Consider the following 24,621-nt stretch of genomic DNA (forward strand, 5'->3'; position numbering starts at 1 on the left):
GCCTCCTTTGCACAACAAGGAGGCAACTCTATCTTGCCTCAATGACCAATATGATTTATCGATAATTTTCTAACCCAAGAGTACAGATCACAAAATAACCCTAAAGTGGCTTGCGAGCTTAAGAATTGTCATCTTTAATTCAATATGAGCACGCCGTGAGACTCGCATATAACATTCTAATTCCTAGGGTTATTAATGACATTTTTTACCCATTTAGTGCGCGTTATGCTTCTCTGCGTTATCCCGCACACAGCTCAGGCCACACTCAATATTTATACAGAAGAATGGGCTCCGATTAGCTTTTCGGTTGATGGCCAACCCGATGGATTAGCTGTACAAGTCGTGCAAGAAATCCAAAAACGTATCGATAACCAAGATCCTATCAAGATTGTGCCCTGGGCTCGTGGCTGGAAAATTATCACCGAACAACCCAACACGGTGTTATTCACAATGACACGTACCGCAGAGCGGGAGCGTATGTTTAGTTTGATAGGTCCTGTCGCGGTTGGCACAACAAACTTTTATGCTCTAAAAAGTAGCAAGCTTAACATTGACTCAATTGAAGGTGCTAAGCAGGCAAAAGCAATTGGGGTGTATCGTTCCTCTGTCGAAGAACAATTATTAATGGATCATGGGTTTACAAATCTCGCCCCCTCATCAACACCACTACTAAGCGCAAAGCAGTTAATGAAGCAGCGAATCGTTCTCTGGTGCAACGCTAATCTCACGGCGCCAAGTATTCTTGCAGAAGCCGGAGCCAGTATTGATGATGTAAAATCCCTCTACACCATCAGCGCGAATCATCTCTATATTGCGTTTTCTCAAGGCACACCAACGGAGGAAGTTGATAAATGGAAAGAGGCACTAGTCAGCATCAAGGCCGATGGCACCTTTGCACAAATTTATCACCGCTGGCTGCCCAATGATGCGCCGCCAATGGAAACCGAGCGTATCGGTTTATAAACCTTTTACCCCTTAAAAACAAAGGCCGGATAACAACGTTATCCGGCCTTTTGATTGCAGAGGCTTATGGCTTATTTAGCCAATACGCGCTGATGCAGCTCTTGCACTGAAGTCACGTTAGTGCGATCGTCCGCAGCGTGTGCCATGCAAGTGGCAAATGCCGCGTTCATCGTCGTGGTGTAGTTCACTTTGTAACGCAGTGCACCGCGACGTAATTGACGCGAGTCTTCAATCGCTTGACGGCCTTCGGTGGTGTTCACGATATAGGTGTACTCACCGTTCTTGATGCGGTCAAGAATGTGTGGACGGCCTTCGTGTACCTTGTTGACTAAGCGTGGGTTGATACCCGCTTCACCTAGGATTACCGCAGTACCGTGGGTGGCATCGATTTGATAACCCAGCTCAATCAACTTAGCGGCTAAGTCGGCAACACGTTTCTTATCGCTGTTACGCACAGATAGCAGCGCACGACCAGACTTAGGCACTTCAGAAGTCGCACCTAACTGCGCCTTAGCATAGGCTTCGGCGAAGGTATCGCCCACGCCCATCACTTCACCTGTTGAGCGCATTTCTGGGCCTAACAGTGGGTCAACGCCAGGGAACTTGTTAAATGGCAGTACCACTTCTTTCACAGAGTAGAAAGGTGGAATCACTTCTTCAGTGAAGTTTTGCGCTTTTAAGCTTTGACCTGCCATCACACGGGCGGCAATCTTCGCTAACGGCACACCAGTGGCTTTCGACACAAATGGCACAGTACGCGCTGCACGTGGGTTAACTTCAATCATGTAGATTTCGTTATTCTTCACGGCAAACTGCACGTTCATCAGACCGACAACACCCAGCTCCATCGCCAACTTGCCGACTTGTACGCGCATGCGATCTTGGATTTCTTGGCTTAGGGTGTAAGGAGGCAGAGAACAACCTGAGTCACCTGAGTGAACACCCGCCTGCTCGATATGCTCCATAATCGCGCCGATAACTACGGTTTCACCGTCACATACTGCGTCGATATCCACTTCGATAGCATCGTCTAGGAAGTGGTCTAGCAGTACTGGTGATGCGTTAGATACGCTTACCGCTTCGTTGAAGTAGCGCAGTAAATCCTGTTGGTCGTAAACGATTTCCATCGCACGGCCGCCCAGTACGTAGGATGGACGCACCACTAACGGATAACCAATACGCTCGGCGGCAATTACCGCACCTTCAACCGTGGTGACGGTATCGTTTTCAGGCTGCTTCATTTCCAGGCGTTGAATCGCTTGCTGGAAACGCTCACGGTCTTCAGCACGGTCAATCGCATCTGGGCTAGTACCGATAATCGGCACACCCGCCGCCTCAAGGGCGCGAGCCAGTTTCAGCGGAGTTTGACCACCGTACTGCACGATAACGCCCTTTGGCTTCTCGATACGGACGATTTCTAGCACGTCTTCTAGGGTAACAGGCTCGAAGTACAGACGATCTGAGGTGTCGTAGTCAGTAGAAACGGTTTCAGGGTTACAGTTCACCATGATGGTTTCATAACCGTCTTCACGCAGTGCTAATGCCGCGTGCACACAGCAGTAATCGAATTCAATACCTTGACCGATACGGTTTGGACCACCACCTAACACCATGATTTTGTCACGGTTAGATGGGTTAGCTTCACACTCTTCCTCATAGGTTGAGTACATATAAGCGGTGTCAGTGGCAAATTCAGCCGCGCAGGTATCTACGCGCTTGTAAACAGGGTGGATGTCGAAACGGTCACGCAGTTTACGGACTTCAGTCTCGTTTACGCCAAGGACCGCCGCCAGACGCGCATCGGCAAAGCCTTTACGCTTAAGCTTACGCAGCAGTTCTTCGTTAAGACCGGCTAAACCGCCTTCGGCCACTTGGCCTTCCAGCTTAATCAGCTCTTCAATCTGGACTAAGAACCATGGGTCGATGTTGGTTAAACGGAAGATTTCATCCAAGGTTAAACCCGCACGCATCGCATCGGCGATGTACCAAATACGGTCACAGCCAGGCTCTTTTAGCTCGAGGCGGATACGGGCTAACGCATCAGGCTTAGACATGTCAGTAATCGGGTCTAAACCGTGACGGCTTACTTCTAAACCGCGCAGTGCTTTTTGCAGTGACTCTTGGAAAGTACGGCCAATCGCCATTACTTCACCTACAGACTTCATCTGAGTAGTTAAGCGGTCGTTAGAACCAGCGAACTTTTCAAAGTTAAAGCGAGGTACTTTAGTCACAACATAGTCAATTGCAGGCTCGAACGACGCTGGCGTACGGCCGCCAGTAATGTCGTTCATCAGCTCATCGAGGGTGAACCCCACCGCTAACTTGGCCGCAATTTTTGCAATTGGGAAGCCAGTTGCTTTTGATGCCAATGCCGATGAACGCGATACCCGTGGGTTCATCTCGATGATCACCATACGGCCATCTTTCGGGTTGATACCAAACTGTACGTTCGAACCGCCCGTTTCAACCCCAATCTCACGCAGTACGGCCATAGAGGCATTACGCATGATTTGGTATTCTTTGTCAGTCAGAGTTTGTGCGGGTGCTACTGTGATAGAGTCGCCAGTATGCACGCCCATTGGGTCGAAGTTTTCGATAGAGCACACGATGATGCAGTTGTCGTTACGGTCACGAACCACTTCCATCTCGTATTCTTTCCAACCGATTAAGCTCTCGTCGATGAGCAGCTCTTTGGTTGGCGATAAATCTAAACCTTGAGAACAGATTTCTTCGAACTCTTCCTTGTTATAGGCGATACCACCGCCCGAGCCACCCATAGTGAATGATGGACGGATAATACAAGGGAAACCCACTTGTTCAAGCACGCCATAGGCTTCTTCCATACTGTGGGCGATGCCCGCGCGTGGACACTCTAAACCAATGCTCTTCATGGCTTTGTCGAAGCGGCTACGGTCTTCTGCTTTATCAATCGCGTCGGCAGTCGCGCCGATCATTTCAACGTTAAATTCAGCCAGCACGCCTTTAGCCTCAAGCTCAAGCGCGCAGTTTAGAGCGGTTTGACCGCCCATGGTAGGCAGAATCGCATCAGGACGTTCTTTGGCGATAATGTTACGTACTACTTCCCATTGGATTGGCTCGATGTAAGTGGCATCGGCCATTTCGGGGTCGGTCATAATGGTGGCAGGGTTAGAGTTCACCAGAATGACGCGATAACCTTCTTCACGCAGGGCTTTACAGGCTTGAGCGCCTGAATAGTCAAACTCACATGCCTGACCAATGACAATCGGGCCTGCACCTAGGATAAGAATACTCTTTATATCTGTACGTTTTGGCATTGCTTCTCTCTTCTCCTAGCTTGCGTATTACTTAGCGTTCTGACTTTTCGTTACAAGACGATAGTGTTCAATAAGCTCGATAAAGTGATCGAACAGTGGGGCCGCATCGTTCGGACCTGGGCTCGCTTCAGGGTGACCTTGGAAGCTGAACGCAGGTTTGTCCGTCAGATGGATACCTTGCAGTGAACCATCGAACAGTGACTTGTGGGTCACTTTGATATTGGCAGGTAATGTGGCTTCATCGGCAGCAAAACCGTGGTTTTGGCTGGTGATCATCACGTTACCTTTTTCGATATTGCTCACTGGGTGGTTAGCACCGTGGTGACCAAATTTCATCTTTAAGGTTTTCGCGCCTGATGCCAATGCCAGTAATTGGTGGCCTAAACAGATACCGAAAATCGGCGTATCGGTTTTCAGGATTTGTTGAATCGCTTCAATCGCGTAGTCGCATGGCTCTGGGTCACCAGGGCCGTTAGAGAGGAACACACCGTCTGGGTTCATTGCTAACACGTCAGCAGCGGGTGTTTTTGCAGGAACAACCGTCACATCACAGCCACGGTCAACCAACATACGCAGGATGTTTTGCTTAACGCCGTAGTCGTAGGCAACCACTTTGTATTTAAGCGCTTCTGCTGGAGTATCTTCAGGCAAACCGCCCACTAAACGCCAGCTACCTTTACGCCATGGGTAGGCTTTGTCAGTCGTGACTTCTTTCGCTAAATCCATGCCCTTTAAACCAGGGAAGGCTTTAGCAGCTGCAAGCGCTTTGGCTTCATCCAAGTCAGCACCCGCCATGATGCAACCCGCTTGGGCACCTTTTTCACGGAGGATTCGAGTTAATTTACGAGTATCGATATCTGCGATGCCAACAACATTGTTTGCTTTGAGATAATCGCTAAGGGTTTGTTGATTACGGAAACTACTTGCTATGAGCGGAAGATCGCGAATGATTAAACCACAAGCATGAACCCCATTGGATTCGACATCTTCATTATTGGTACCAGTATTACCAATGTGGGGGTAGGTTAAAGTTACTATCTGGCGTGAATAAGAGGGATCAGTTAAAATTTCTTGGTACCCCGTCATCGAAGTGTTAAAAACAACTTCACCAACTGAGAGACCATCGGCACCTATTGCTGTGCCAGTGAATACGGTTCCATCTTCGAGTACGAGTAAGGCAGACTTTGTCAACGCGACCTCCATAAAGAGCCAAGCCACTGAAATATAATGTTTTTATGTTATGTTAAGATACCAATTTCCGCTGATTTACGAAATTTTGACAAATTCCAGCGAGTTTACAGGATAAACTCAAACTCGTCTATACATTGGTCTCTGAGTGCAAAAAAAAACGCCAAATGGCGTTTTTTAATTTTAATGTAAACCTAATACCTGCTGCATATCATACAGACCCGGTTTCTGCTCCACCAACCAATGAGCGGCACGCATAGCGCCGTTGGCAAAGGTCATACGGCTAGAGGCTTTATGGGTGATCTCTAAACGTTCACCAATATCGGCAAACATGGCGGTATGCTCGCCCACTAAGTCGCCTGCGCGCACAGTCGCAAAACCGATAGTTTCACGGTCGCGCTCGCCAGTGATCCCTTCGCGGCCATAGACGGCGCATTTTTCAAGATCACGACCTAAGGTCTTGGCAATCACTTCACCCATTTTTAGTGCCGTGCCAGATGGCGCATCTTTCTTATATCTGTGGTGACCTTCGATAATCTCGATATCAGTGTAATCACCCATGACCTCAGCGGCCAACTCAAGCAATTTCCACATCAGATTGACACCCACAGACATATTCGGCGCCATCACCACCGGCGTTTGCTCGGCAAAGGCATTGATTTGTTCTTTTTGAGCATGATTGAAACCAGTTGTGCCGATCACCATGGCTTTCTTATGGCGTACGCACCAATCTAAATGGACAATACTGGCCTCTGGCGCAGTAAAATCAATCAGCACATCAAAGTCATCGGTCGCATAGTCGAGCGAATCCATGATAATGACATTTAACTTACCCACACCGACAAGCTCGCCCGCATCCACGCCAATTAAGCTTGAACCTGAACGCTCAATCGCCGCGCCTAAGCGAATGTGCTCTTGATGATAAGCCGATTCAATAAGAGTCCGTCCCATGCGTCCACCCGCACCGACAATTGCAACTCTCACTTGTCCACTCATTTCAATCTCCTCAATCTTTTTTGTCTTCCATACAAAAACGCCTAAGACTGGCTTAGGCGTTTCAATCACATTAGACGATGTCTAATAACTCGACTTCAAACACTAAGGTTGAGTATGGAGGAATAGAAGCACCCGCACCACGCTCACCGTAAGCTAAGTGATGTGGAACGAATAATTTTAACTTAGTGCCTACTGGCATAAGTTGCAGTGCTTCAGTCCAGCCAGCGATAACGCCAGATACTGGGAATTCAGCAGGTTGACCACGAACAACAGAGCTGTCGAACACGTCACCATTGATGAAAGAACCATGGTAGTGAGTACGAACAGTATCTTCGTAGGTTGGTTTTGCACCGCTACCTTGAACTAATACTTCGTATTGCAGACCAGAGTCAGTCACGATCACGCCTGCACGTTTAGCGTTTTCCACTAAAAACGCTTCACCTTCAGCAGAAGCCGCAGCAGCTGCTTGCTCTTGAGCCGCTTGAATACGACGGCTGATCTCAGTGAATGCAACTTGCATATCTTGCATAGATACAGCGCTTTCAACGCCAGCAAACGCATCGGCTAAGCCTGCTTGAACGGCAGCAATATCTACACCGTCAAAAGAATTGGCAGCCAGTTGCTCGCCCATTTGACGACCAACACCATAGCTTGCTTGCTGTTCAACAGTACTGAATTTATCAGACATAATTAACGACTCTCAATGTTCAATGGAATTTTGCGCGCCAGTTTACCATAGTTCCACGCCCTATGCTGATAAACTGACTGCTTATTTAACTTTGGCGGCGATTTTACGTAACCGATGCGTATTTATCCAGCAATAGCGCCTAATTGCGGCAAGATAAGGCCTGCATCTAAACGATCGCCACGCTCTGAATGACTATTTAGGCAACACACATTGGTTTTTGATACTCGCCTTTGCGCTCTGATACAAAGGCTGCATTTGCCCCTGTAATTGCTCGAGTTGGGCGATGCGATTGCTGTTGGATGGATGCGTAGATAACAGCTCTGGCCCTTGGCTACCACCCGCTTTCGACATGTTGTGCCACAGCACCACGCTCTGGGCAGGGTCGAACCCTGCCCGCGCCATCAACTCCAGCCCCATCACATCCGCCTCACTCTCCTGAGCGCGGCCAAAGGGTAAAATCACCCCGACCTGCGCACCCAGCCCTAAGGCCGACATATATAAGTCACGGTTTGAAACGCCGCTCGCGCCAAGGGCGGCATCGGCGATTTGCATCCCCATCCCCGTCATCTGCGCCCGTGAGACCTGTTCATTACCATGCTGCGCTAATACGTGGGCCACTTCATGGCCTAAGACGGTCGCCAGTTGATCCGGCGTGCTCGCGACTTTTAATAATCCGGTATACACGCCAATGTGCCCGCCAGGCAATGCAAAGGCGTTCACTTGCTCGGAGTTGAATAACACGACATCCCACTTCTGGCTTTGATCGGGTAGCACAGCGGTGACGCGATTCGCCACACAATTTACATACTGGGTGAGCTTTTTATCGCTGCTGATCTTTTGCTGCTTTTTCATTTCTTCAAAAGAAGCATCCCCCATTTGCTGCATTTGCGATGCCGAATACAGCAAGGTTTGGCCACGCCCCGTAGGCGATTTCGTGGTCGCGCAGCCCGATAATCCTAACGTGAGTCCAATCGCCACTAAGGCGAGTGATGTTGCTTTCATAGGGAACTCCTTAATCCGAACGAGGCTGAAGCTAGCAGACTCAACTAATCATGATTAAGATTTTACTGAGATAGTAAGCAGAAGCCAAACGAGATTCAGAACTTGCATGGCAAGCATAAATGAGCCTAGCGCCATTAACGTGCAATATAGTCTTCCCTTAACATAGCATAGAGGTACTCATCGCCCCATGCGCCCTTAAAGAAGATGTTTTTGACATAATGGGCTTCGCGCCGAAAGCCGAGTTTTTCGAGTAATCTACAGCAGGCAAGATTGTCTACATCGGTTATTGCAATAACACGATGCTTATCTAATTCCACAAAGAGATAACCCAGCAATGCGCTGACGGCCTCAAACGCAACCTGCTGGCCTTGATACTCAGGCGCAATCGTAAAGCCGATTTCCATTTGCTGCTCATCGATAAAATGCAGCGCCAAATCGCCCACTAAGGTGGCAGGCGTCGCAGCCGATGCCGCAGTGACAATCGCCAATTGAAACCAAGTGTCCGCCGCGCCAAATTGTGCGTAATTCATGTTCTCGAATAACGCGACAGCATCGCTATAAGAGTAATCCGTCCAGCTTTGATATTTGGCGATCTTAGGCTTGGATCGATAAGCGGTAAAAGCTTCAAGATCCGCTCGCTGAAATGGCCGAAGCGTAAAACGTTGGGTCGTTAAACCATGAGTTACCATGTGGTGAAGTGCTTTACCTATCGCCAATGTCGACGCCATGCCTGATCCTGTAAAAGTAGTAATCCACGTTCCGAGGTTAACTATATAGTTCACCCAGCGGAAACCGGTAAACAGTACCAATAAGTGCTAGCAGTTTATGGATAGCAGCGCGGGCTTATCTCAACGCTTGCCTTTAAAGGCTTTGACGCTGTGCTTATTAATACTGCGACGATTCGCCTGTTTATCCCGAGGTGGACGCTTAGGTACAACCTTATTCTCGGCCCCATCTTCTCTAGCTCTTTCGCTCGGCTTATCGGTCACCGGAAAGTCTGCCAATGATGCTAACGGTAACTCACGCGCCGTCAAGTTGCGGATCGCGGTTAAGCTTGGCATTTCACCATGGCACACCAAAGAGATAGCGAGCCCTTTGGCGCCCGCCCTTGCGGTGCGGCCAATACGGTGCACATATACAGGCGCACTGGTGGGTAAATCTAAATTGATCACCACTGGTAAGGCATCAACATGAATACCTCGGGCCATCAAATCTGTCGCCACCACCACTTGAATACGATTGGCTTTAAAGTCGGCCAAGGTTTGGCTGCGCACGGTTTGATCTTTTTCACCGTGCAGCGCAGCAGCATTTATCCCCGCCTTAACGAGTCGTTTCGCTATCGCATCAGCATCATCGCGGGCACTGATAAACACTAGCACTTGCGGCCATTGATATTGTTTGAGTAACGCAATCAATGCCTGCGCCTTACTGCCCTTATTGACTAAATACAGTTGCTCTTCGATTTCGGCGGCGACAGCATTGCGTGTACTGGCTTCAACCCGCAGGGGATTATTGCTCAGCAATTTACCCACCAAGGAATCCAACGCCTCTGGCAAGGTGGCTGAAAACAGTAAGGTTTGCTTACGCTTAGGCATCATGGTCATCAGCTTTTGCACATCGGGCCAAAATCCCATTTCCAGTAAGCGGTCGGCTTCGTCTAGCACTAGATATTTTATCGAATCGAGACGGATATAGGACTGCGTGCATAAATCCAATAAGCGCCCAGGGGTTGCCACCACAAACTGCGGTTTAGCGGCAAGTTCGGCTAATTGCTCTTCCTGCGCGATACCGCCACAGAGGAGCTGAATATTCAAAGAAGACGATAACTTACTCGCCAGCGCTTGCAGCGCCATAGTTACCTGCTGCGCTAACTCCCGTGTCGGCACGAGCACTAAGGCCTGCACATTGCTGGCCGAGGATGACACAGACTCAGCCCCCGCTAATACGACTTGCTGCTGAAGTTGTTGGTAAATTGCTTGCAGTAAGGGCAAACCAAAAGCCAAGGTCTTACCGCTACCGGTTTGCGACAGCGCTAACACATCTCGCCCCGCAAGAATCGCCGGAATCGCTAATTGCTGCACCCGTGTCGGATGCTTGAGCGCGGTAGGCAATACTGAACATAACGCCACATTGACGCCAAGCTCGGCAAAGGTTAACGACTCTGGGTAAGACTCTGTGGAAGGGAAAGGCTTAGGAATGGTCATCGCAACACCAATAAAAACATGGGAGCGAAAGTTTACGCAGAGTTGGCTGCTAATACCAATGTTGTTTCGGCTTTGACTAAAGCCTTGGGCTAGTTTGCAACGGTAGATTTCACTTTTTCACGTTACGTAAGCCCAAAGCCTAATTTTCAAACCTCATTTAAATTCTTAAATCAAAGTCGTGGGGCTTCACCCCACACCCGACCAAAAGGGGAAAAACGCCTGTTCCCCTTTTTGCCTTGTTCGTAAAACGTGGCCCCGGCACCCCTAGCGAAGTACATGCATTGGTTCGTGGTCTCATACTCCAATAAAAATCGCCTAACGGCTCAGATGGCACATCCATGTGCCCCCGAGCCTGCGCCATCATCCATGATGTCGCCACGGCCCCACCCAAACAACTAAGAACTATCTCCATATTTCGACAACTTCGCAGGGAAAAGCGAACTCCTGTAGTTGCAGTCTTAGCTGTTAGTCTCAAAAGAAATCTGCCTGTTCTTCTTTTAAGTTGTTTAATCAAATTTTCGGTATAACTTAAAGAAATGACACAGAAATTTGAACACTACTCTAATTAGGACATTGACCTTGCTAAACCCGAGGTGACCATATATATCCTTTCTTTTTCTTATTGTGGGGATTTATTTACTAATACTTTAAAATCGAGTATGTTATTTCTCTATACGGTAAGAGATTGTATTCCCCATTAATATATGGGATTTAAACCTTTGAAAAATATGCATCAAACTCATGGAGCGAGTATCAAAACAATTCCCTCTATAGTGTTAGTTATCGTACATTGATTTTTACTAAAAACATAAACGCTTAAAAAGGAGCAAAGCATGAGTTTTTGGAAATCCGTTGGTGATCTAGCAATGAAAGCTGGTAGTGCAGTAGCAAGTGAAGCTAAAGCAGCAGGTCAGCGTGCTAATGAATATAAAGAACAGATGCAAGGTGAATCAGATAGCTCACTAAAAAACATTATGGTGCGAGATTTTAAACATTCCCCATTAAAAGCTGGTGCGGCAAGGAGAGAGTTGTTAAATCGTGGCTACACTGAAGATGAATTACGTACCCACATGCAAATGAATCGATAAAACTATTTGAGGAGTACTCTTTTGTCTTGTAGTAATTGTGGTGCAGGTAATCACACTGCGCGAAATTGTCCAAATGTTAATAGGTGTTCAGTTTGTGGCAAGTCTGGACATAATGCTCAAACTTGCCCTGATGCTAGACGATGTAGCATTTGTAATGGCCGGAATCATGATGCCCGCAATTGTCCGATGAACAAAACTAGTTAATAACTAAATAGTATGTACTCATAATCTTGATGAATATTAGTACTGTACTTTAAATACCTCTTTCTTTCAGGACAAGCATAACACTTCAAAAGACCGGACAGGCATAGCATTGATCAGGTATACGCTGGACTTAAAAGGAGTTAAGCACTGCCATGGAAGTGACCGTTGACGGCATGGATGCCGTCGTCGAGCCCTCAGGGATGAGTTCATGGCGAGTCACTGAAATGACTGTGCTTAGTTTATTGCTGGGGACAGAGTTTCAAATTTGAGCATGCAATCAAGCATAAAAAAGCCCCGCTAGTGCTAAACACTGCGAGGCTTTATTTATCTAGTGCGCAGCTAACCGCTACGCCACCAAACCTAATTAGCTATTTAGGTCTTGGAAGAACTTCTTCACGCCATCGAAAAAGCCCTCAGCCTTTGGGCTATGCTTCTTTGATTCGCCGGTTAAGGTCGCTTCAAACTCGCGCAGTAATTCTTTCTGACGCTCGTTTAGATTGACTGGCGTTTCCATCACGACTTTGCAGAGCAAGTCGCCAACGGCATGGCTGCGAACCGATTTAACCCCTTTGCCACGTAAACGGAACATACGGCCAGTTTGAGTTTCGGCTGGGATCTTCAGGCTGACTTTACCGTCCAGTGTTGGCACTTCAATCTCGCCGCCGAGCGCCGCTTTGCTGAATGAAATCGGCACTTCGCAGTAGAGGTTGTTGCCATCGCGAACAAAGATGGCATGTTCACGCACACTGACCTGAACGTATAAATCGCCCGCTGGCGCGCCAAACTCGCCCGCTTCACCTTCACCCGCTAAACGAATACGGTCGCCAGTGTCGACACCTGCTGGGATCTTAACTGACAGTGTCTTGGTTTTCTCGACACGGCCATCGCCATGGCACTTAGTGCAAGGATCTTTAATGATCTTGCCGCGACCATGGCAGGTTGGACAAGGCTGTTGCACGGTAAAGAAACCTTGGCGCATTTGCACTTGGCCTTGACCATGACAGGTTGTACAGGTGGTCGCCGACGTGCCTTTTTTCGCACCGCTGCCGTCACACACATCACAGCTGGCTAAGGTTGGAATACGCAGTTCTTTGGTGAGGCCTTTTACAGCTTCTTCCAGTGATAACTCTAGGTTGTAACGTAAATCTGAGCCGCGGGCTGCTTGGCGTTGACCGCCACGACGTCCACCGCCGAAAATATCGCCAAAGACATCACCGAAAATATCACCGAAATCGCCCGCGCCGCCGTAGCCACCACCGCCGCCGCGATTGGGATCCACACCCGCATGACCAAATTGGTCATAGGCCGCTTTTTTGTTGGCATCGGTAAGGATTTCGTAGGCTTCTTTGACTTCTTTGAAGCTCGCTTCGGCAGCTTTATCGCCAGGGTTGCGGTCGGGGTGAAACTTCATCGCCAAACGCTTGTAGGCTTTTTTAATTTCACGTTCGCTGGCGTCACGACCAACGCCTAATACTTCGTAATAATCTCGCTTTGACATAATCTCATGCTTCTCAGCTTAAGTTGAACGAACGGGCGTTAGGGTTTCCCCGTAACGCCCGCCTAGAAATTAACTATTTGAAATCAATCAATTTGATTGAAAGCAAATGTTATTTCTTGTCGTCTTTCACTTCTTCAAATTCAGCATCGACAACGTCATCGGCAGTCGCGTTAGACTGTTTAGCAGCACCTTCTTGTGCGCCGCCTTGAGTTTGAGCTTTAGCCTGAGCGATTTCCATCAGCTTAGCAGACGCTTCAATCAGCGCTTGAGTCGCTTTTTCAATGGCTTCTTTGTCGTTGCCTTTTACAGCAGTTTCAACCGCGCTCATTGCCGCTTCAATCTTAGCTTTGTCTTCACTTGGCAGTGCATCGCCCGCTTCTTCAACTTGTTTCTTAGTTGCGTGAACTAAGCCGTCAGCTTGGTTGCGAGATTGCACTAACTCTTCAAACTTCTTGTCTTCTTCAGCGTGTGCTTCAGCGTCACGTACCATTTGCGCCACTTCTTCTTCGCTTAAGCCAGAAGAAGCTTTGATGGTGATGTTTTGTTTCTTACCGGTTTTCTTATCGGTTGCAGAAACATGCAGAATACCGTCAGCGTCGATATCGAACATCACTTCGATTTGTGGCATGCCACGTGGTGCTGGCTCAATACCGTCTAAGTTAAATTGACCTAATGACTTGTTCGCGCTCGCTTGCTTACGCTCACCTTGCAGTACGTGAATGGTTACTGCACTTTGGTTGTCATCGGCTGTTGAGAACACTTGCTGTGCCTTAGTCGGAATAGTAGTGTTTTTCTCAATCAGCTTGGTCATTACGCTGCCCATGGTTTCAATACCCAGAGACAGTGGTGTTACGTCTAACAGCAGAACGTCTTTCACGTCGCCTGACAGTACGCCCGCTTGAATCGCAGCACCTACGGCTACGGCTTCGTCTGGGTTTACGTCTTTACGAGGTTCTTTACCGAAGAAGTTAGAAACCGCTTCTTGAACCTTAGGCATACGGGTTTGACCGCCCACTAAAATCACTTCGTTAATGTCTGATACTGATAAGTCAGCGTCAGCCAGTGCCACTTTTAATGGCTCTAAAGTACGAATGATTAAGTCTTCAACCAGTGACTCTAACTTAGCACGGGTGATTTTCACCACTAAGTGCTTAGGACCTGTTGCATCGGCAGTGATGTATGGCAGGTTCACTTCAGTTTGGTTGGTGCTTGAAAGCTCAATCTTCGCCTTTTCAGCCGCTTCTTTCAGACGTTGCATTGCTAATGGATCTTTACGCAGATCTAAGCCTTGCTCTTTCTTGAATTCGTCAGCTAAGTAGTTGATTAAACGGTTGTCAAAGTCTTCACCACCTAAGTGAGTGTCACCGTTAGTCGCTAATACTTCGAAGGTTTGGTCGCCGTCGTTGCTGTCGATTTCGATGATAGAGATATCGAATGTACCACCACCTAAGTCATACACTGCAACGATGTTGTCGCCTTGCTTCTTGTCGATACCGTAGGCCAGAGCTGCAGCCGTTGGTTCGTTGATAATACGTTTAACTTCAAGACCTGCGATGCGGCCAGCATCTTTAGTGGCTTGACGTTGTGAATCGTTAAAGTATGCAGGTACGGTAATTACCGCTTCTGTCACTTCTTCACCTAAGAAGTCTTCTGCTGTTTTCTTCATCTTTTTCAAGATTTCAGCAGAAACTTGTGGTGGAGCCATTTTGTTGCCACGTGATTCAACCCAAGCATCACCGTTGTCGGCTTGGATAATTTTGAATGGCATGATGTTCACGTCACGTTGAACTTCGTCATCTTTGAAGCGACGACCGATCAAACGCTTGATCGCGAAGAATGTGTTATTTGGGTTAGTTACAGCTTGGCGTTTTGCTGGCTGACCCACGATGGTCTCATCATCGGTGTAAGCGATGATAGACGGAGTTGTGCGATCGCCTTCAGCATTCTCTAATACGCGTGCTTTGCCACCATCGAGGACAGCTACACAAGAGTTTGTTGTGCCTAAGTCGATACCAATAATTTTACCCATGAGGTCCTCCGAAAAATTTCTGTCAAACTAAATTAATAAGTTGGTTTTGATATGGGGCCGGACGCATTTTTTTCAAGTCCACTGTTGGCCACCTTCTCAGCCTTAACACCTATATTGGGACAGGGAATTTAATTACAAGGGCCATACAAAAAATTTTCTGATTTATCTTTTCGAAAAACTCAGCTGTATAAAATATTCAAAACGGTAAAATCCGCTTGCATATCAACAATAGCTGTTATTCAATCTGCGCACATTGAGTGGCGGTTTAAGTGCATAAGGTAAGAGTGTGAAATCTTCAAATTTGGCGTATGTGTACGGCATGGGTGCGGTATTCCTCTGGTCGACGGTGGCAACCGCCTTTAAGATTGCCCTCGGATTTTATAGCCCGTTGCAACTGGTGTTTGTGGCGGTACTCACCTCTATCGTCGCCCTTGGCGCCATTCTCGCTTGGCAAAAAAAGCTACCGCTACTTAAAGCGCAGCTGTTGCGTCGCCCGACTTTTTATCTGATCACTGGGCTGATTAATCCCTTTCTTTATTATGTGGTGCTGTTTAAAGCCTATTCACTGTTACCCGCCCAGCAGGCACTGTCACTTAATTATACCTGGGCGGTATTGCTACCGCTGTTAGCTGCGCCACTGCTAAAACAACATTTGCGTAAGAGCGATATGATTGCGGCACTGATTGCCTACTCTGGGGTATTTATTATTGCCACCGGCGGCGATATCAGCGGTTTTCGCTTCGACAGTCCACTCGGGATTGGGCTTGCATTAACCAGCACTTTGCTCTGGTGCCTATATTGGATTGTGAACACTAAAGATCAAGGTGACCCAGTGGTCAGCCTGCTATTAAGCTTTTTAATCGGTTTACCCTTTATTACCATCACGCTGTTACTTACCGATGCGCTCCCTAGCTTTAGCATTAAAGCCGTAATGGCGGGGATGTATGTAGGCTTATTTGAAATGGGGATTACCTTTGTACTCTGGTTAATGGCGCTTAAAACTGCGACTCGCACCGCCAATATCAGCACCTTAGTATTTTTATCGCCGGTGATGTCCATTGGTTTTATCGCTTGGATTTTGCAAGAAACCATCGCCACCGCAACCTACATTGGCCTAGGCTTTATTTTAAGCGGCATGATGTTGCAGCAATTATTCCCGCGCTATCTGGAGCGCAAAACCAAACTCAATACCAAACTTGCGGACTAAGCAACGGATAAGGTGCCTTACTCGGGTATAGATAATTTATGCCCGAGCTAACATTTTAAACGCCAATAAAGAGCTACTATGGCGGACTTTTATTGCCCCAGAAATTGACGCAAGGAGTAAAGCATGACACCTGCCGTACAAATGGCAAAGAAAGCCAAAATCCCCTTTGAAATCTTAGAATACAGCCACGACCCACACTGCGCCGCCTACGGCGAAGAAGCCGCCAATGTGTTAGGCCTCGCTCCCGCGCAGGTATTTAAAACCTTACTGGTCGCGACCGATAAAGCTCATCCGCCGCTTGCAGTTGCGCTCGTTCCAGTTGATCATCAACTCAATTTAAAAGCCGTAGCCAAATGTTTAGGCCAGAAAAAACTGCAAATGGCCGATGCGGATTTAGCGCAAAAGTCTTCCGGCTATTTGGTTGGAGGGATTAGCCCCTTAGCGCAAAAAAAGCTGCTGCCAACGATCATTGATGAAAGTGCGAAGCAATTTGACAAAATCTATGTCAGTGCTGGTCGCCGTGGGCTTGAGATATGTCTCGCTGCAAATGACTTAGCGAAGTTGTGCCGCGGAACATTTGCCGATATTAAAACCCTATAACTTAAACTCGGTCTAGAAAATTCTTTTACACGCTATCCATAAAATCATTGAAAAGCCCCCCTTAACCGTCTATAAATTAAACAATCGGTTAAGTGACTAAGGATAGTCATATGGAAAAATCAACCCATTGGAATCAAGAAGATGGCATAACCCCTATCGGTTGGGTTGCCATGCTGGTGTGTATCGCCCTTTTTATCTACGAGCATTTTTGGGGGAATGGTTTTACCACCATGGTGGTGATGCTCTATTGCAGCTTTTTACTTCCGTCGGTATTACTGACTCGCAAAGTGCAAGAGAAGTATTTTCTCTATACCTTGGAATATATCCGGCCCTTTCGAAAATTCACCACAGTGATGTCAATCGCTTTTGTATGTTTATGGCTGATTGCCACCTATACCCCACTTATCCACTAAGATAAAGATTTACCACTAAAAAGCCGCTTTTCAGCGGCTTTTTAGTGTACCAATCAGGCTATGAACGACTCGTATAATCGCCCCACGCTAACCACTTATAGGTGGTTAGCGCCTCAAGCCCCATTGGGCCACGGGCATGGAGCTTTTGCGTGCTCACTGCCACCTCGGCACCTAGGCCAAATTGGCCGCCATCGGTAAAGCGGGTACTGGCATTTACATACACAGCGGCCGAATTAACCTCATTCATAAAATACGTTGCAGCATGGATATCATCGGTCAGAATCGCCTCAGAGTGCCCACTGGAATAGGTACGGATATGGGCAATTGCTGCATCAATATCACTCACCACTTTAATGCCTAAGGTCAAAGATAACCATTCGGTCGCAAAGCTTTGCTCCGTTGCCGGGGAAATATCAAACCCCAACCCATCGAGCAGTGTATAGCTTTGTTCACACACCGAAAAACGCACACCTAAACGATGTAAATACTCGGCAATTTGTGGCACAAAGCGCTCGGCAACGGCGTTATCCACCAGCAAGGTATCCAGAGCATTGCATACCGTTGGGCGCTGCACTTTTGCGTTGGCAATCACCTCAAGAGCCCGCTCAAGATCGGCATGTTTATCGACATACAGATGGCAGATCCCAATGCCACCTAAAATCACCGGAATTGTCGCTTGCTCGGCACAAAGGCGCTGTAAGGCTTGTCCGCCACGGGGAACAATCATATCGACATATTGGTCGAGCTTAAGTAGCTCTGTGACTAAGGCTCTATCGGGAGAATCAATCAGCTGCACCGCATCGATAGGCAGCCCTTGGCTTGCAATCGCTCCACGGATCACTTCACTAATCAGTTTGTTGGATTCGAGGGTCTCTTTTCCGCCACGTAAAATCACCGCATTACCGGTTTTAAGTGCCAACACCGCAATATCGACCGTCACATTCGGCCGTGCCTCATAGATAACCCCTATCACACCAAGCGGTACGCGGCGGCGCGTGAGCCTTAAGCCATTGTCCAACACTCGGCTACCGAACTCTTCGCCAACGGGATCGGCAAGGCGAACCACATCGCTAATGTCACCGATAATCCCCGCTAGGCGCGACTCGGTCAGTAATAGACGGTCGATCATCGCATCACTCAAACCATCAGCCTTTGCGGCTACAACGTCTTTGGCGTTCGCCGCAAGAATAGCCTGAGTGTTCTGCGTCAAGGCCTCGGCAATCGCCTCGAGTAAATCCGCTTTCTGTGCGGCGCTAAGATTAGCCAAGGCATAGCTGGCTTGCTTAGCTTGACTACCCAGTTGTTGTAAATATTGCGCTTGATTAGTTTGACTCAAAACAGACCTCGCTTATAAGACGACCATGTCGTTGCGGTGCACTATTGCGTCACCATAATCGTAACCGAGTACAGACTCGATTTCGTCGGAATGTTTACCTGCGATTAACCCTAAGGCCTCACCACAGTAACGGGTTATGCCTCTGGCAATGATTTTGCCTTTTTGGTCAACCAATTGCAGGGTTGCCCCGCGTTCAAATTCCCCTTTAACGCCAATAATGCCCTTCGATAACAGGCTGCGACCTTTTTCGGTCACGGCTTTAACGGCGCCCGCATCGAGCACCAGTGAACCTTGGGCGGCGGGTCCCGCTAAAATCCACTGTTTACGGCTCTCTAACGGATTTTCGATCGCACTAAAATGGGTGCCAATGGATTCTTTAGCGACCACCTTTTTAATCACATCAGGATGATGGCCCGAGGCAATGACCACTTCAATCCCCGCACGACGAGCGATATCGGCCGCTTCGAGCTTAGTCGACATCCCCCCGGTGCCTAACCCCGAGACCGAACCACCCGCTAACAGACGCAAACTGTCATCAATTTTCTCAACCTGCGAAATCAATTTGGCATTGGGATTGGTGCGTGGATCAGCATCGAATAAGCCCTTTTGATCCGTCAACAAAATCAACAGATCAGCATCACACAGCAATGCTGCGCGCGCTGACAAGTTGTCGTTGTCACCCACTTTGATTTCGTTAGTTGCAACCGCATCATTTTCATTGATGATGGGGATAATATTGTGTGCCAGCAAAGCATTAAGCGTATCGCGGGCATTCAAATAGCGCTCTCTATCGTGTAGGTCTGCACGGGTCAACAGCAATTGCCCCACATGTAAACCGTAGATGCTAAAGAGTTGCGCCCAAGCAAGAATAAGCTGACTCTGCCCGACAGCGGCTAATAACTGTTTGTTAGCCATAGTGTCGGGCAATACCGGGTATTGGAGATGTTCGCGTCCTGCGGCAATTGCCCCAGAAGTACATAATACGACTTCGACCCCTGATCTCATCAGTGCGGCCATTTGACGAGCAAGCTCAACCATATGGGCTTTATCTAGCTGTTTACTGCCAGAAGTCAGCACACTCGTCCCCAACTTCACCACCACGCGGCGATACGCTATCTCACTTAAGTTCATTATTCATTTGTAGAAAATAACCGGACAATCCTTATACCTAATCCGCTAGATAATTGGTAGTCAGAGGGCTGGATGCGGGTAGAAATTTTCAATTCTGCTTGGGATCGCGCATTAAAAAGGGCCATCGATTAGATGACCCTCAAAAAATATCCCTTAAACGGCAACTCGTTCTAAGTATCAGCCGTAAATAAATTTGGCAATAAACATCGCTGCGAGCACCAGCACACCGATATTTAAATCGCTAAACCGACCCGTTAACAGTTTGATGGCCGCATAGGAAATAATTCCCAGTGCAATCCCCGTCGCAATCGAGAAGGTCAGCGGCATCAAGATACACACCACGACTACAGGCGCAGCCTCAGTTAAGTCTTCCCATTCAACGTGAACCAACCCTGACATCATCAGAATAGCCACATAGAACAGTGTACCTGCCGTGGCATAGGCGGGGATCATCCCTGCTAAAGGCGATAAAAATAATGCCAAGATAAACAGCAAACCAACCACGACCGCCGTTAAGCCAGTTCGACCGCCCGCACTCACCCCAGCGGTACTTTCGATATAACTGGTGGTGGTTGAAGTCCCTAAGGCTGCACCTGCAATCGTCGCTAAACTGTCAGCGGTTAAGGCACGATTTAATCGAGGTAAACGGCCCTTTTCATCGAGAAAGCCACCACGCTGTGCAACCGCAACCAAGGTGCCTGAAGTATCAAACAAATCCACAAATAAGAAGGCAAACACCACTGAGAGCATCGTTACTTCAAACACTTGGGATAAATCCATCGCCATAAACGTGGGCGCAATTGAAGGCGGCATAGAGACGATGCCGTTGTAATGCACATCGCCAAACACCAATCCAAGCCCAGTAATGATCAGGATACTTAAAATCACCGCTGACTTCATGCCACGCTGCACCATAGCAATAATCAGGAAGAAACCTAATACAGCCATCACCGCCGGAAACGCAGTAATATCGCCCATGGTCACTAAGGTTGCAGGGCTTGCCACTACAATGCCTGCACTCTTAAGGCCGATCAGCGCTAAGAACAGACCAATACCCGCAGCAATACCAATACGCAGCGACATAGGAATACTGTTAACAATCCACTCGCGAATACGCACTAAAGATAGGATTAGAAAGCAGATCCCCGATAAGAAAACCGCACCGAGTGCCGTTTCCCAGCTGTAGCCCATCTCACCCACCACAGTGTAGGTAAAAAAGGCATTGAGTCCCATACCTGGGGCGAGCGCGATAGGATAATTCGCCATCAGACCCATCACGATACAACCTACGGCCGCAGCTAAACAGGTAGCCACAAACACGGCGCCATGATCCATACCCGCATCGGCTAACATCATGGGATTCACAAAAATGATGTAGGCCATCGTCATAAATGTTGTCAAACCTGCTATCGCTTCCTGCTTGAGGCTCGTTTGATTTTGTTTCAGTTTGAACAGCTTTTCTAACATGGAACTGGGTTCCTTTTATTTTTAAGTAGGTAGGGTCTAAAAATGTAAACACTATGTAGCAGTGTTTTTCGCAGGGGATTATAGGGAGTTTGTGCTGGTCAGGCCAGAAAATTGATAGGGATTTTATTGATAGAAATCGCTAAACAGAACAAAAAACCACCGCACTTAATTTACATTAAAGTTCACTGTAAATAGGGGTTAGCATACCAGTCTTAATCTAGGAAAAATTCAAACGTCGTTCAGGATTAACAGCGTATTGTTTTTAAAGCGAAATAATCACAAAACAGTACAATGGTTTTCCCATACAGGCATATTAGGCTGCATCTGCGCAGCCAATGGGATTGAAGTCGATAGCAAAAAGCCGGCGCCATTAAGGGCACCGGCTTTTTGAGTTCAACGGGGAAAATGCTTAAAAGCGATAGTTAAAGCTGACGGTAAAGTTACGTGGAGCACCGTAGTGATACACACTGTAAGCTTCTGGCAAATAATTAGAGGTTGACATATAAGCGTAATATTTCTCATCCAGCAAATTCTCTACGTTAAACTGCAAATCCATGTTTTCAGCCAGATCGTAGCGCGCCATTAGATTCACCAAAGAATAGGCATCCTGCGTGATAGTGACATTGCCACCTGTAGAATAACTGTCGCTTTGCCAATTCACTCCACCACCAATGGTTAACTCTGGCAATAAATCCACAAATTGATAGGTAGTAAACAGTTTAAATTGCTTACGTGGACTGGTTGTATCCAACTTATTTCCTTCAGCATCTTCGGCTTTAAATTGTGAATAGCCAGCTGAAATATTCCAACCGTCGATAAACTCCCCAACCACTTCTAACTCGAAGCCCTTACTTTCCGTACCTTGGATAGCATAGTATGCGGTCGTTTGGCCGTTGGCGATTTGCTCTTCAGTCGGTACAAAGTCCGGGTCTTGTTTACCAAAGTTATCCTGATCGATTTTAAACAATGCTAACGATGTATGCAGACGGTCATCTAAATACGCACTTTTTAAACCAATCTCATATGCTTTCCCCTCTAATGGCTCAAGATAATCGCCACTTGCATCCTGTTTATTCTGCGGATTAAAAATCCCGGTATAGCTGGCGTAAATCCGGTGCTCTTTATTGATATCGTATAAAGCGCCAACATAGGGCACAAATACGCCATCATCGCCAAAGTTAGTATCGGTACCATAGCTCACGCCTTCACGGTTCCAGCTTGAAATACGTCCACCGGCAATCAGTTTAAAATCATCGGTAATGGTCAAGCGGGTCGCCGCGTAGAAACCTTTTTGCTCGGTATCCATATTGAGCTGACGGTTCGCGTTGCTCGACCATTCAGGCTCGGCAAACTGATTTTGTTGCCATTCGTAGAAGTTATCGACCACTTGTGAGTCCCAACCCGTCATATTGTCACGGATAGGCTCATAGGTATCAGCGTAAGATTTTTGCTTACTATACAAAGCTCCCGTCACAAACTCATGGGTTTGACCAAAGAGGTCATAGTCGCCTTTAAGCTGCACATCAAAGTTATTCGAGTTACTTTCACCATGGCTGTGATAACGCTGACCACTAAGCCCCGCCCCCGTGTCTTTATCGAGTAAACCCGACATGTAAATCATCTTAGTGGTGGTTTCATATTCCATGCGGTTGTAGTTAGCCACCAATTGCCAGCCATTGCTAAAGTAATGATTTAGGTTAGCAAAGTAGTTAATGTTTTTAGTTTCCCAGCGGCTCCAATCGGCGGCTGTAGTGGTCGATGTATCCCAATCTGTGGCAGAACCATCGCTAAAGACGGCGGGCAACGCGCCCCACATCGCCCCTTTCGGATCGTTGTGGTTATAGCTACCACCGACACGCAGTAAAGTGTTGGCGGTGATATCGCTATCGACAACACCATAGAGAATGGTTTTACGGTCTTGATATAGATCTTGATAGGAATCGCTATTCACATACTTAGCGACCAAACGGCCACGCACACTGCCGTCTTCATTCAGACCATTAGACACATCCGCGGTGACTTGTTTTTTATCCCAACTTCCAGTGGCGACATCCACATAACCTTTAAGATCAGAACTGTCAGCATGCTTACGCACTAAGTTAATCGAGGCAGAAGGATCGCCAGCACCCGTTAATAATCCGGTAGCGCCACGCACGACTTCAACGCGCTCGTAGATAGACACATCTGATACCGTTTCGCCAGCATCACCGCCTAAACTCCAAGATAAAGGCACACCATCAATTTGATAGTTTTGCACGGTAAAACCGCGGGCCGAAAAACCGTTACGCACATTGTCGGTTTTTGAAGATGATAAACCCACAGTGTTGTTGACCACATCGACCACAGTATTTAACGCCTGATCTTCAATTCGATCTGCCGTCATGATGCTGACCGACTGAGGCGTTTCTCGTAATGTGAGTCCTAGACCTGTCGCGGTATCAATATTGCGACTCACAGTGTATTTACCCATCACTGTGATTTTTTCGATATTTTGATCTTGTGCCTCTGTTTTAGAAGAGGTTTGTTCTTCGGCCATCAATGCCAAAGGATTCAAGGCTAGTGTGACCGCAGCCGCCAGAGGAAGTAGATTAAAACGCATAGTCGTTCAGCAAGTTTCGTCAAGGTGCGCATACGGTAACACCATTGAGAACGATTTGCATTTGTATTTTATGTGACAAATGTAACAAATTCATCATTCTTAAGTCGTACAAAAAGATGAATAGATTAATGACAAGGTTTTATGTTTTAAAAACAACTAATTAAATTAACTATTGCGAAGAGTAGTCATCGCAAGATGGCCGCAAAAAATTTTACGTTTATGGGAAGAAATGAGAGTCATTGCGTCATAACGACAGAAAAAAGCTAAAAAAAAGCCTGCTCAATGAGCAGGCAAGACATGTTTCAAGCGTCCCTTTCGGGGAAGTACATTACCGCGCTAGCGGGAAAAACCTGGCATACCCATGCAAAAACACCGATATGCTACTTGAGTCTAAACACGCCCAAAAAGGCGATACAAAGGTTGATGGATGATGGAAACTAGATTTAAAGGGATAGTTAGCCCTTAAAGCTCATAGCGAATAAACCGCCACGCAAAACATCAGTGTTAAACCAAGTATTTTGCCAATAAAAATGGTTGTTGCCTGTATAAGACATAGTCAATTACTCCTAAGTAAAGTTGAGATTAAGTACTCTAGTAAAGCTTGGCTCGGTTCCTTGGAACTAGAGATTCTCAAATCCGTTGAGACGACTTGTCACTCGGGTCCTTGGAGAAGGGTATCCATCCTGGATAGACTAGAGGGGAAAGGCTTAAT

Annotated in this window: 18 protein-coding genes; 5 read left to right on the forward strand and 13 right to left on the reverse strand. The window is 47.4% G+C overall.

The genetic code is table 11. The features are described 5' to 3' along the window. Positions 1–225: 225 nt before the first annotated feature. Positions 226–963 carry an ABC transporter substrate-binding protein gene (locus JM642_RS15505; protein WP_239000515.1) on the forward strand — a complete coding sequence of 246 codons (738 nt, stop codon included), beginning with the start codon at positions 226–228 and terminating at the stop codon, positions 961–963. 71 nt (positions 964–1,034) lie between these two features. On the opposite strand, the gene carB is transcribed toward JM642_RS15505, so the two are convergent. From carB to JM642_RS15540, 7 genes are all read right to left on the reverse strand, one after another. Further along, positions 1,035–4,259 (reverse strand): carbamoyl-phosphate synthase large subunit, encoded by a 3,225-nt coding sequence (gene carB / locus JM642_RS15510; RefSeq protein ID WP_069453359.1) that lies wholly within the window; start codon positions 4,257–4,259, stop codon positions 1,035–1,037. 27 nt (positions 4,260–4,286) lie between these two features. After that, on the reverse strand, positions 4,287–5,462 hold the full coding sequence (carA, locus tag JM642_RS15515; protein ID WP_203432100.1) for a glutamine-hydrolyzing carbamoyl-phosphate synthase small subunit: 1,176 nt from the start codon (positions 5,460–5,462) through the stop codon (positions 4,287–4,289). A 168-nt stretch (positions 5,463–5,630) separates the two neighbouring features. Then, on the reverse strand, positions 5,631–6,443 hold the full coding sequence (gene dapB / locus JM642_RS15520) for a 4-hydroxy-tetrahydrodipicolinate reductase (RefSeq protein ID WP_037415093.1): 813 nt from the start codon (positions 6,441–6,443) through the stop codon (positions 5,631–5,633). Between the two features lie 70 nt (positions 6,444–6,513). Further along, complete coding sequence (locus tag JM642_RS15525; RefSeq protein ID WP_037415090.1) at positions 6,514–7,131, reverse strand: FKBP-type peptidyl-prolyl cis-trans isomerase; 618 nt, start codon at positions 7,129–7,131, stop codon at positions 6,514–6,516. Positions 7,132–7,323: 192 nt separating this feature from the next. Next, a complete protein-coding gene (locus JM642_RS15530; protein ID WP_011621754.1) occupies positions 7,324–8,133 on the reverse strand; it encodes a M48 family metallopeptidase in 810 nt (269 codons plus the stop codon). 134 nt (positions 8,134–8,267) lie between these two features. Then, positions 8,268–8,861 carry a GNAT family protein gene (locus tag JM642_RS15535; RefSeq protein WP_203432101.1) on the reverse strand — a complete coding sequence of 198 codons (594 nt, stop codon included), beginning with the start codon at positions 8,859–8,861 and terminating at the stop codon, positions 8,268–8,270. Positions 8,862–8,981: 120 nt separating this feature from the next. Then, a complete protein-coding gene (locus JM642_RS15540; protein WP_203432102.1) occupies positions 8,982–10,337 on the reverse strand; it encodes a DEAD/DEAH box helicase in 1,356 nt (451 codons plus the stop codon). 833 nt (positions 10,338–11,170) lie between these two features. On the opposite strand from JM642_RS15540, the gene JM642_RS15545 reads away from it, so the two are divergent. Further along, complete coding sequence (locus JM642_RS15545; RefSeq protein ID WP_203432103.1) at positions 11,171–11,425, forward strand: hypothetical protein; 255 nt, start codon at positions 11,171–11,173, stop codon at positions 11,423–11,425. A 568-nt stretch (positions 11,426–11,993) separates the two neighbouring features. On the opposite strand, the gene dnaJ is transcribed toward JM642_RS15545, so the two are convergent. Together dnaJ and dnaK are read right to left on the reverse strand one after the other, a co-directional pair. Further along, positions 11,994–13,127 carry a molecular chaperone DnaJ gene (gene dnaJ / locus JM642_RS15555; protein WP_037414972.1) on the reverse strand — a complete coding sequence of 378 codons (1,134 nt, stop codon included), beginning with the start codon at positions 13,125–13,127 and terminating at the stop codon, positions 11,994–11,996. Positions 13,128–13,236: 109 nt separating this feature from the next. Continuing rightward, positions 13,237–15,156 carry a molecular chaperone DnaK gene (gene dnaK, locus JM642_RS15560; protein ID WP_047533951.1) on the reverse strand — a complete coding sequence of 640 codons (1,920 nt, stop codon included), beginning with the start codon at positions 15,154–15,156 and terminating at the stop codon, positions 13,237–13,239. A gap of 286 nt (positions 15,157–15,442) precedes the next feature. Here dnaK and JM642_RS15565 point away from each other — a divergent pair, with 286 nt between their 5' ends. From JM642_RS15565 to JM642_RS15575, 3 genes are all read left to right on the forward strand, one after another. Beyond that, on the forward strand, positions 15,443–16,363 hold the full coding sequence (locus JM642_RS15565) for a DMT family transporter (protein WP_203432105.1): 921 nt from the start codon (positions 15,443–15,445) through the stop codon (positions 16,361–16,363). Positions 16,364–16,486: 123 nt separating this feature from the next. Further along, positions 16,487–16,963, forward strand: a complete 477-nt coding sequence (gene ybaK / locus JM642_RS15570) for a Cys-tRNA(Pro) deacylase (RefSeq protein ID WP_203432106.1) — start codon at positions 16,487–16,489, stop codon at positions 16,961–16,963. 110 nt (positions 16,964–17,073) lie between these two features. Then, complete coding sequence (locus tag JM642_RS15575; RefSeq protein WP_037414983.1) at positions 17,074–17,376, forward strand: hypothetical protein; 303 nt, start codon at positions 17,074–17,076, stop codon at positions 17,374–17,376. 58 nt (positions 17,377–17,434) lie between these two features. Here the strand turns inward: JM642_RS15575 and JM642_RS15580 are convergent, their stop codons facing one another. The 4 genes from JM642_RS15580 to JM642_RS15595 all read right to left on the reverse strand — a co-directional run bounded on the left by JM642_RS15580 (position 17,435) and on the right by JM642_RS15595 (position 23,909). After that, the gene (locus JM642_RS15580) at positions 17,435–18,712 is read right to left on the reverse strand and encodes a glutamate-5-semialdehyde dehydrogenase (RefSeq protein ID WP_203432107.1); all 1,278 of its coding nucleotides are present in this window, start codon (positions 18,710–18,712) and stop codon (positions 17,435–17,437) included. A gap of 12 nt (positions 18,713–18,724) precedes the next feature. Continuing rightward, positions 18,725–19,843, reverse strand: a complete 1,119-nt coding sequence (gene proB, locus JM642_RS15585; protein WP_037414989.1) for a glutamate 5-kinase — start codon at positions 19,841–19,843, stop codon at positions 18,725–18,727. Between the two features lie 177 nt (positions 19,844–20,020). Next, the gene (locus tag JM642_RS15590) at positions 20,021–21,310 is read right to left on the reverse strand and encodes an NCS2 family permease (RefSeq protein ID WP_037414991.1); all 1,290 of its coding nucleotides are present in this window, start codon (positions 21,308–21,310) and stop codon (positions 20,021–20,023) included. 409 nt (positions 21,311–21,719) lie between these two features. After that, entirely contained in the window at positions 21,720–23,909 is a 2,190-nt protein-coding gene (locus JM642_RS15595; protein WP_203432108.1) for a TonB-dependent siderophore receptor, read from the reverse strand. Positions 23,910–24,621: the final 712 nt, after the last annotated feature.

The sequence above is a fragment of the Shewanella sp. LZH-2 genome (assembly GCF_016859145.1).
In the GTDB taxonomy this organism is placed as follows: Bacteria; Pseudomonadota; Gammaproteobacteria; order Enterobacterales; family Shewanellaceae; genus Shewanella; species Shewanella xiamenensis.

What these genes read in the sequence shown, in the direction of transcription:
- JM642_RS15505 (WP_239000515.1), top strand. Translation starts at nt 226, where the DNA reads ATGCTTCTCTGCGTTATCCCGCACACAGCTCAGGCCACACTCAATATT.
- carB (WP_069453359.1), bottom strand. Translation starts at nt 4,259, where the DNA reads ATGCCAAAACGTACAGATATAAAGAGTATTCTTATCCTAGGTGCAGGC.
- carA (WP_203432100.1), bottom strand. Translation starts at nt 5,462, where the DNA reads ATGGAGGTCGCGTTGACAAAGTCTGCCTTACTCGTACTCGAAGATGGA.
- dapB (WP_037415093.1), bottom strand. Translation starts at nt 6,443, where the DNA reads ATGAGTGGACAAGTGAGAGTTGCAATTGTCGGTGCGGGTGGACGCATG.
- JM642_RS15525 (WP_037415090.1), bottom strand. Translation starts at nt 7,131, where the DNA reads ATGTCTGATAAATTCAGTACTGTTGAACAGCAAGCAAGCTATGGTGTT.
- JM642_RS15530 (WP_011621754.1), bottom strand. Translation starts at nt 8,133, where the DNA reads ATGAAAGCAACATCACTCGCCTTAGTGGCGATTGGACTCACGTTAGGA.
- JM642_RS15535 (WP_203432101.1), bottom strand. Translation starts at nt 8,861, where the DNA reads ATGGCGTCGACATTGGCGATAGGTAAAGCACTTCACCACATGGTAACT.
- JM642_RS15540 (WP_203432102.1), bottom strand. Translation starts at nt 10,337, where the DNA reads ATGACCATTCCTAAGCCTTTCCCTTCCACAGAGTCTTACCCAGAGTCG.
- JM642_RS15545 (WP_203432103.1), top strand. Translation starts at nt 11,171, where the DNA reads ATGAGTTTTTGGAAATCCGTTGGTGATCTAGCAATGAAAGCTGGTAGT.
- dnaJ (WP_037414972.1), bottom strand. Translation starts at nt 13,127, where the DNA reads ATGTCAAAGCGAGATTATTACGAAGTATTAGGCGTTGGTCGTGACGCC.
- dnaK (WP_047533951.1), bottom strand. Translation starts at nt 15,156, where the DNA reads ATGGGTAAAATTATTGGTATCGACTTAGGCACAACAAACTCTTGTGTA.
- ybaK (WP_203432106.1), top strand. Translation starts at nt 16,487, where the DNA reads ATGACACCTGCCGTACAAATGGCAAAGAAAGCCAAAATCCCCTTTGAA.
- JM642_RS15575 (WP_037414983.1), top strand. Translation starts at nt 17,074, where the DNA reads ATGGAAAAATCAACCCATTGGAATCAAGAAGATGGCATAACCCCTATC.
- proB (WP_037414989.1), bottom strand. Translation starts at nt 19,843, where the DNA reads ATGAACTTAAGTGAGATAGCGTATCGCCGCGTGGTGGTGAAGTTGGGG.
- JM642_RS15590 (WP_037414991.1), bottom strand. Translation starts at nt 21,310, where the DNA reads ATGTTAGAAAAGCTGTTCAAACTGAAACAAAATCAAACGAGCCTCAAG.
- JM642_RS15595 (WP_203432108.1), bottom strand. Translation starts at nt 23,909, where the DNA reads ATGCGTTTTAATCTACTTCCTCTGGCGGCTGCGGTCACACTAGCCTTG.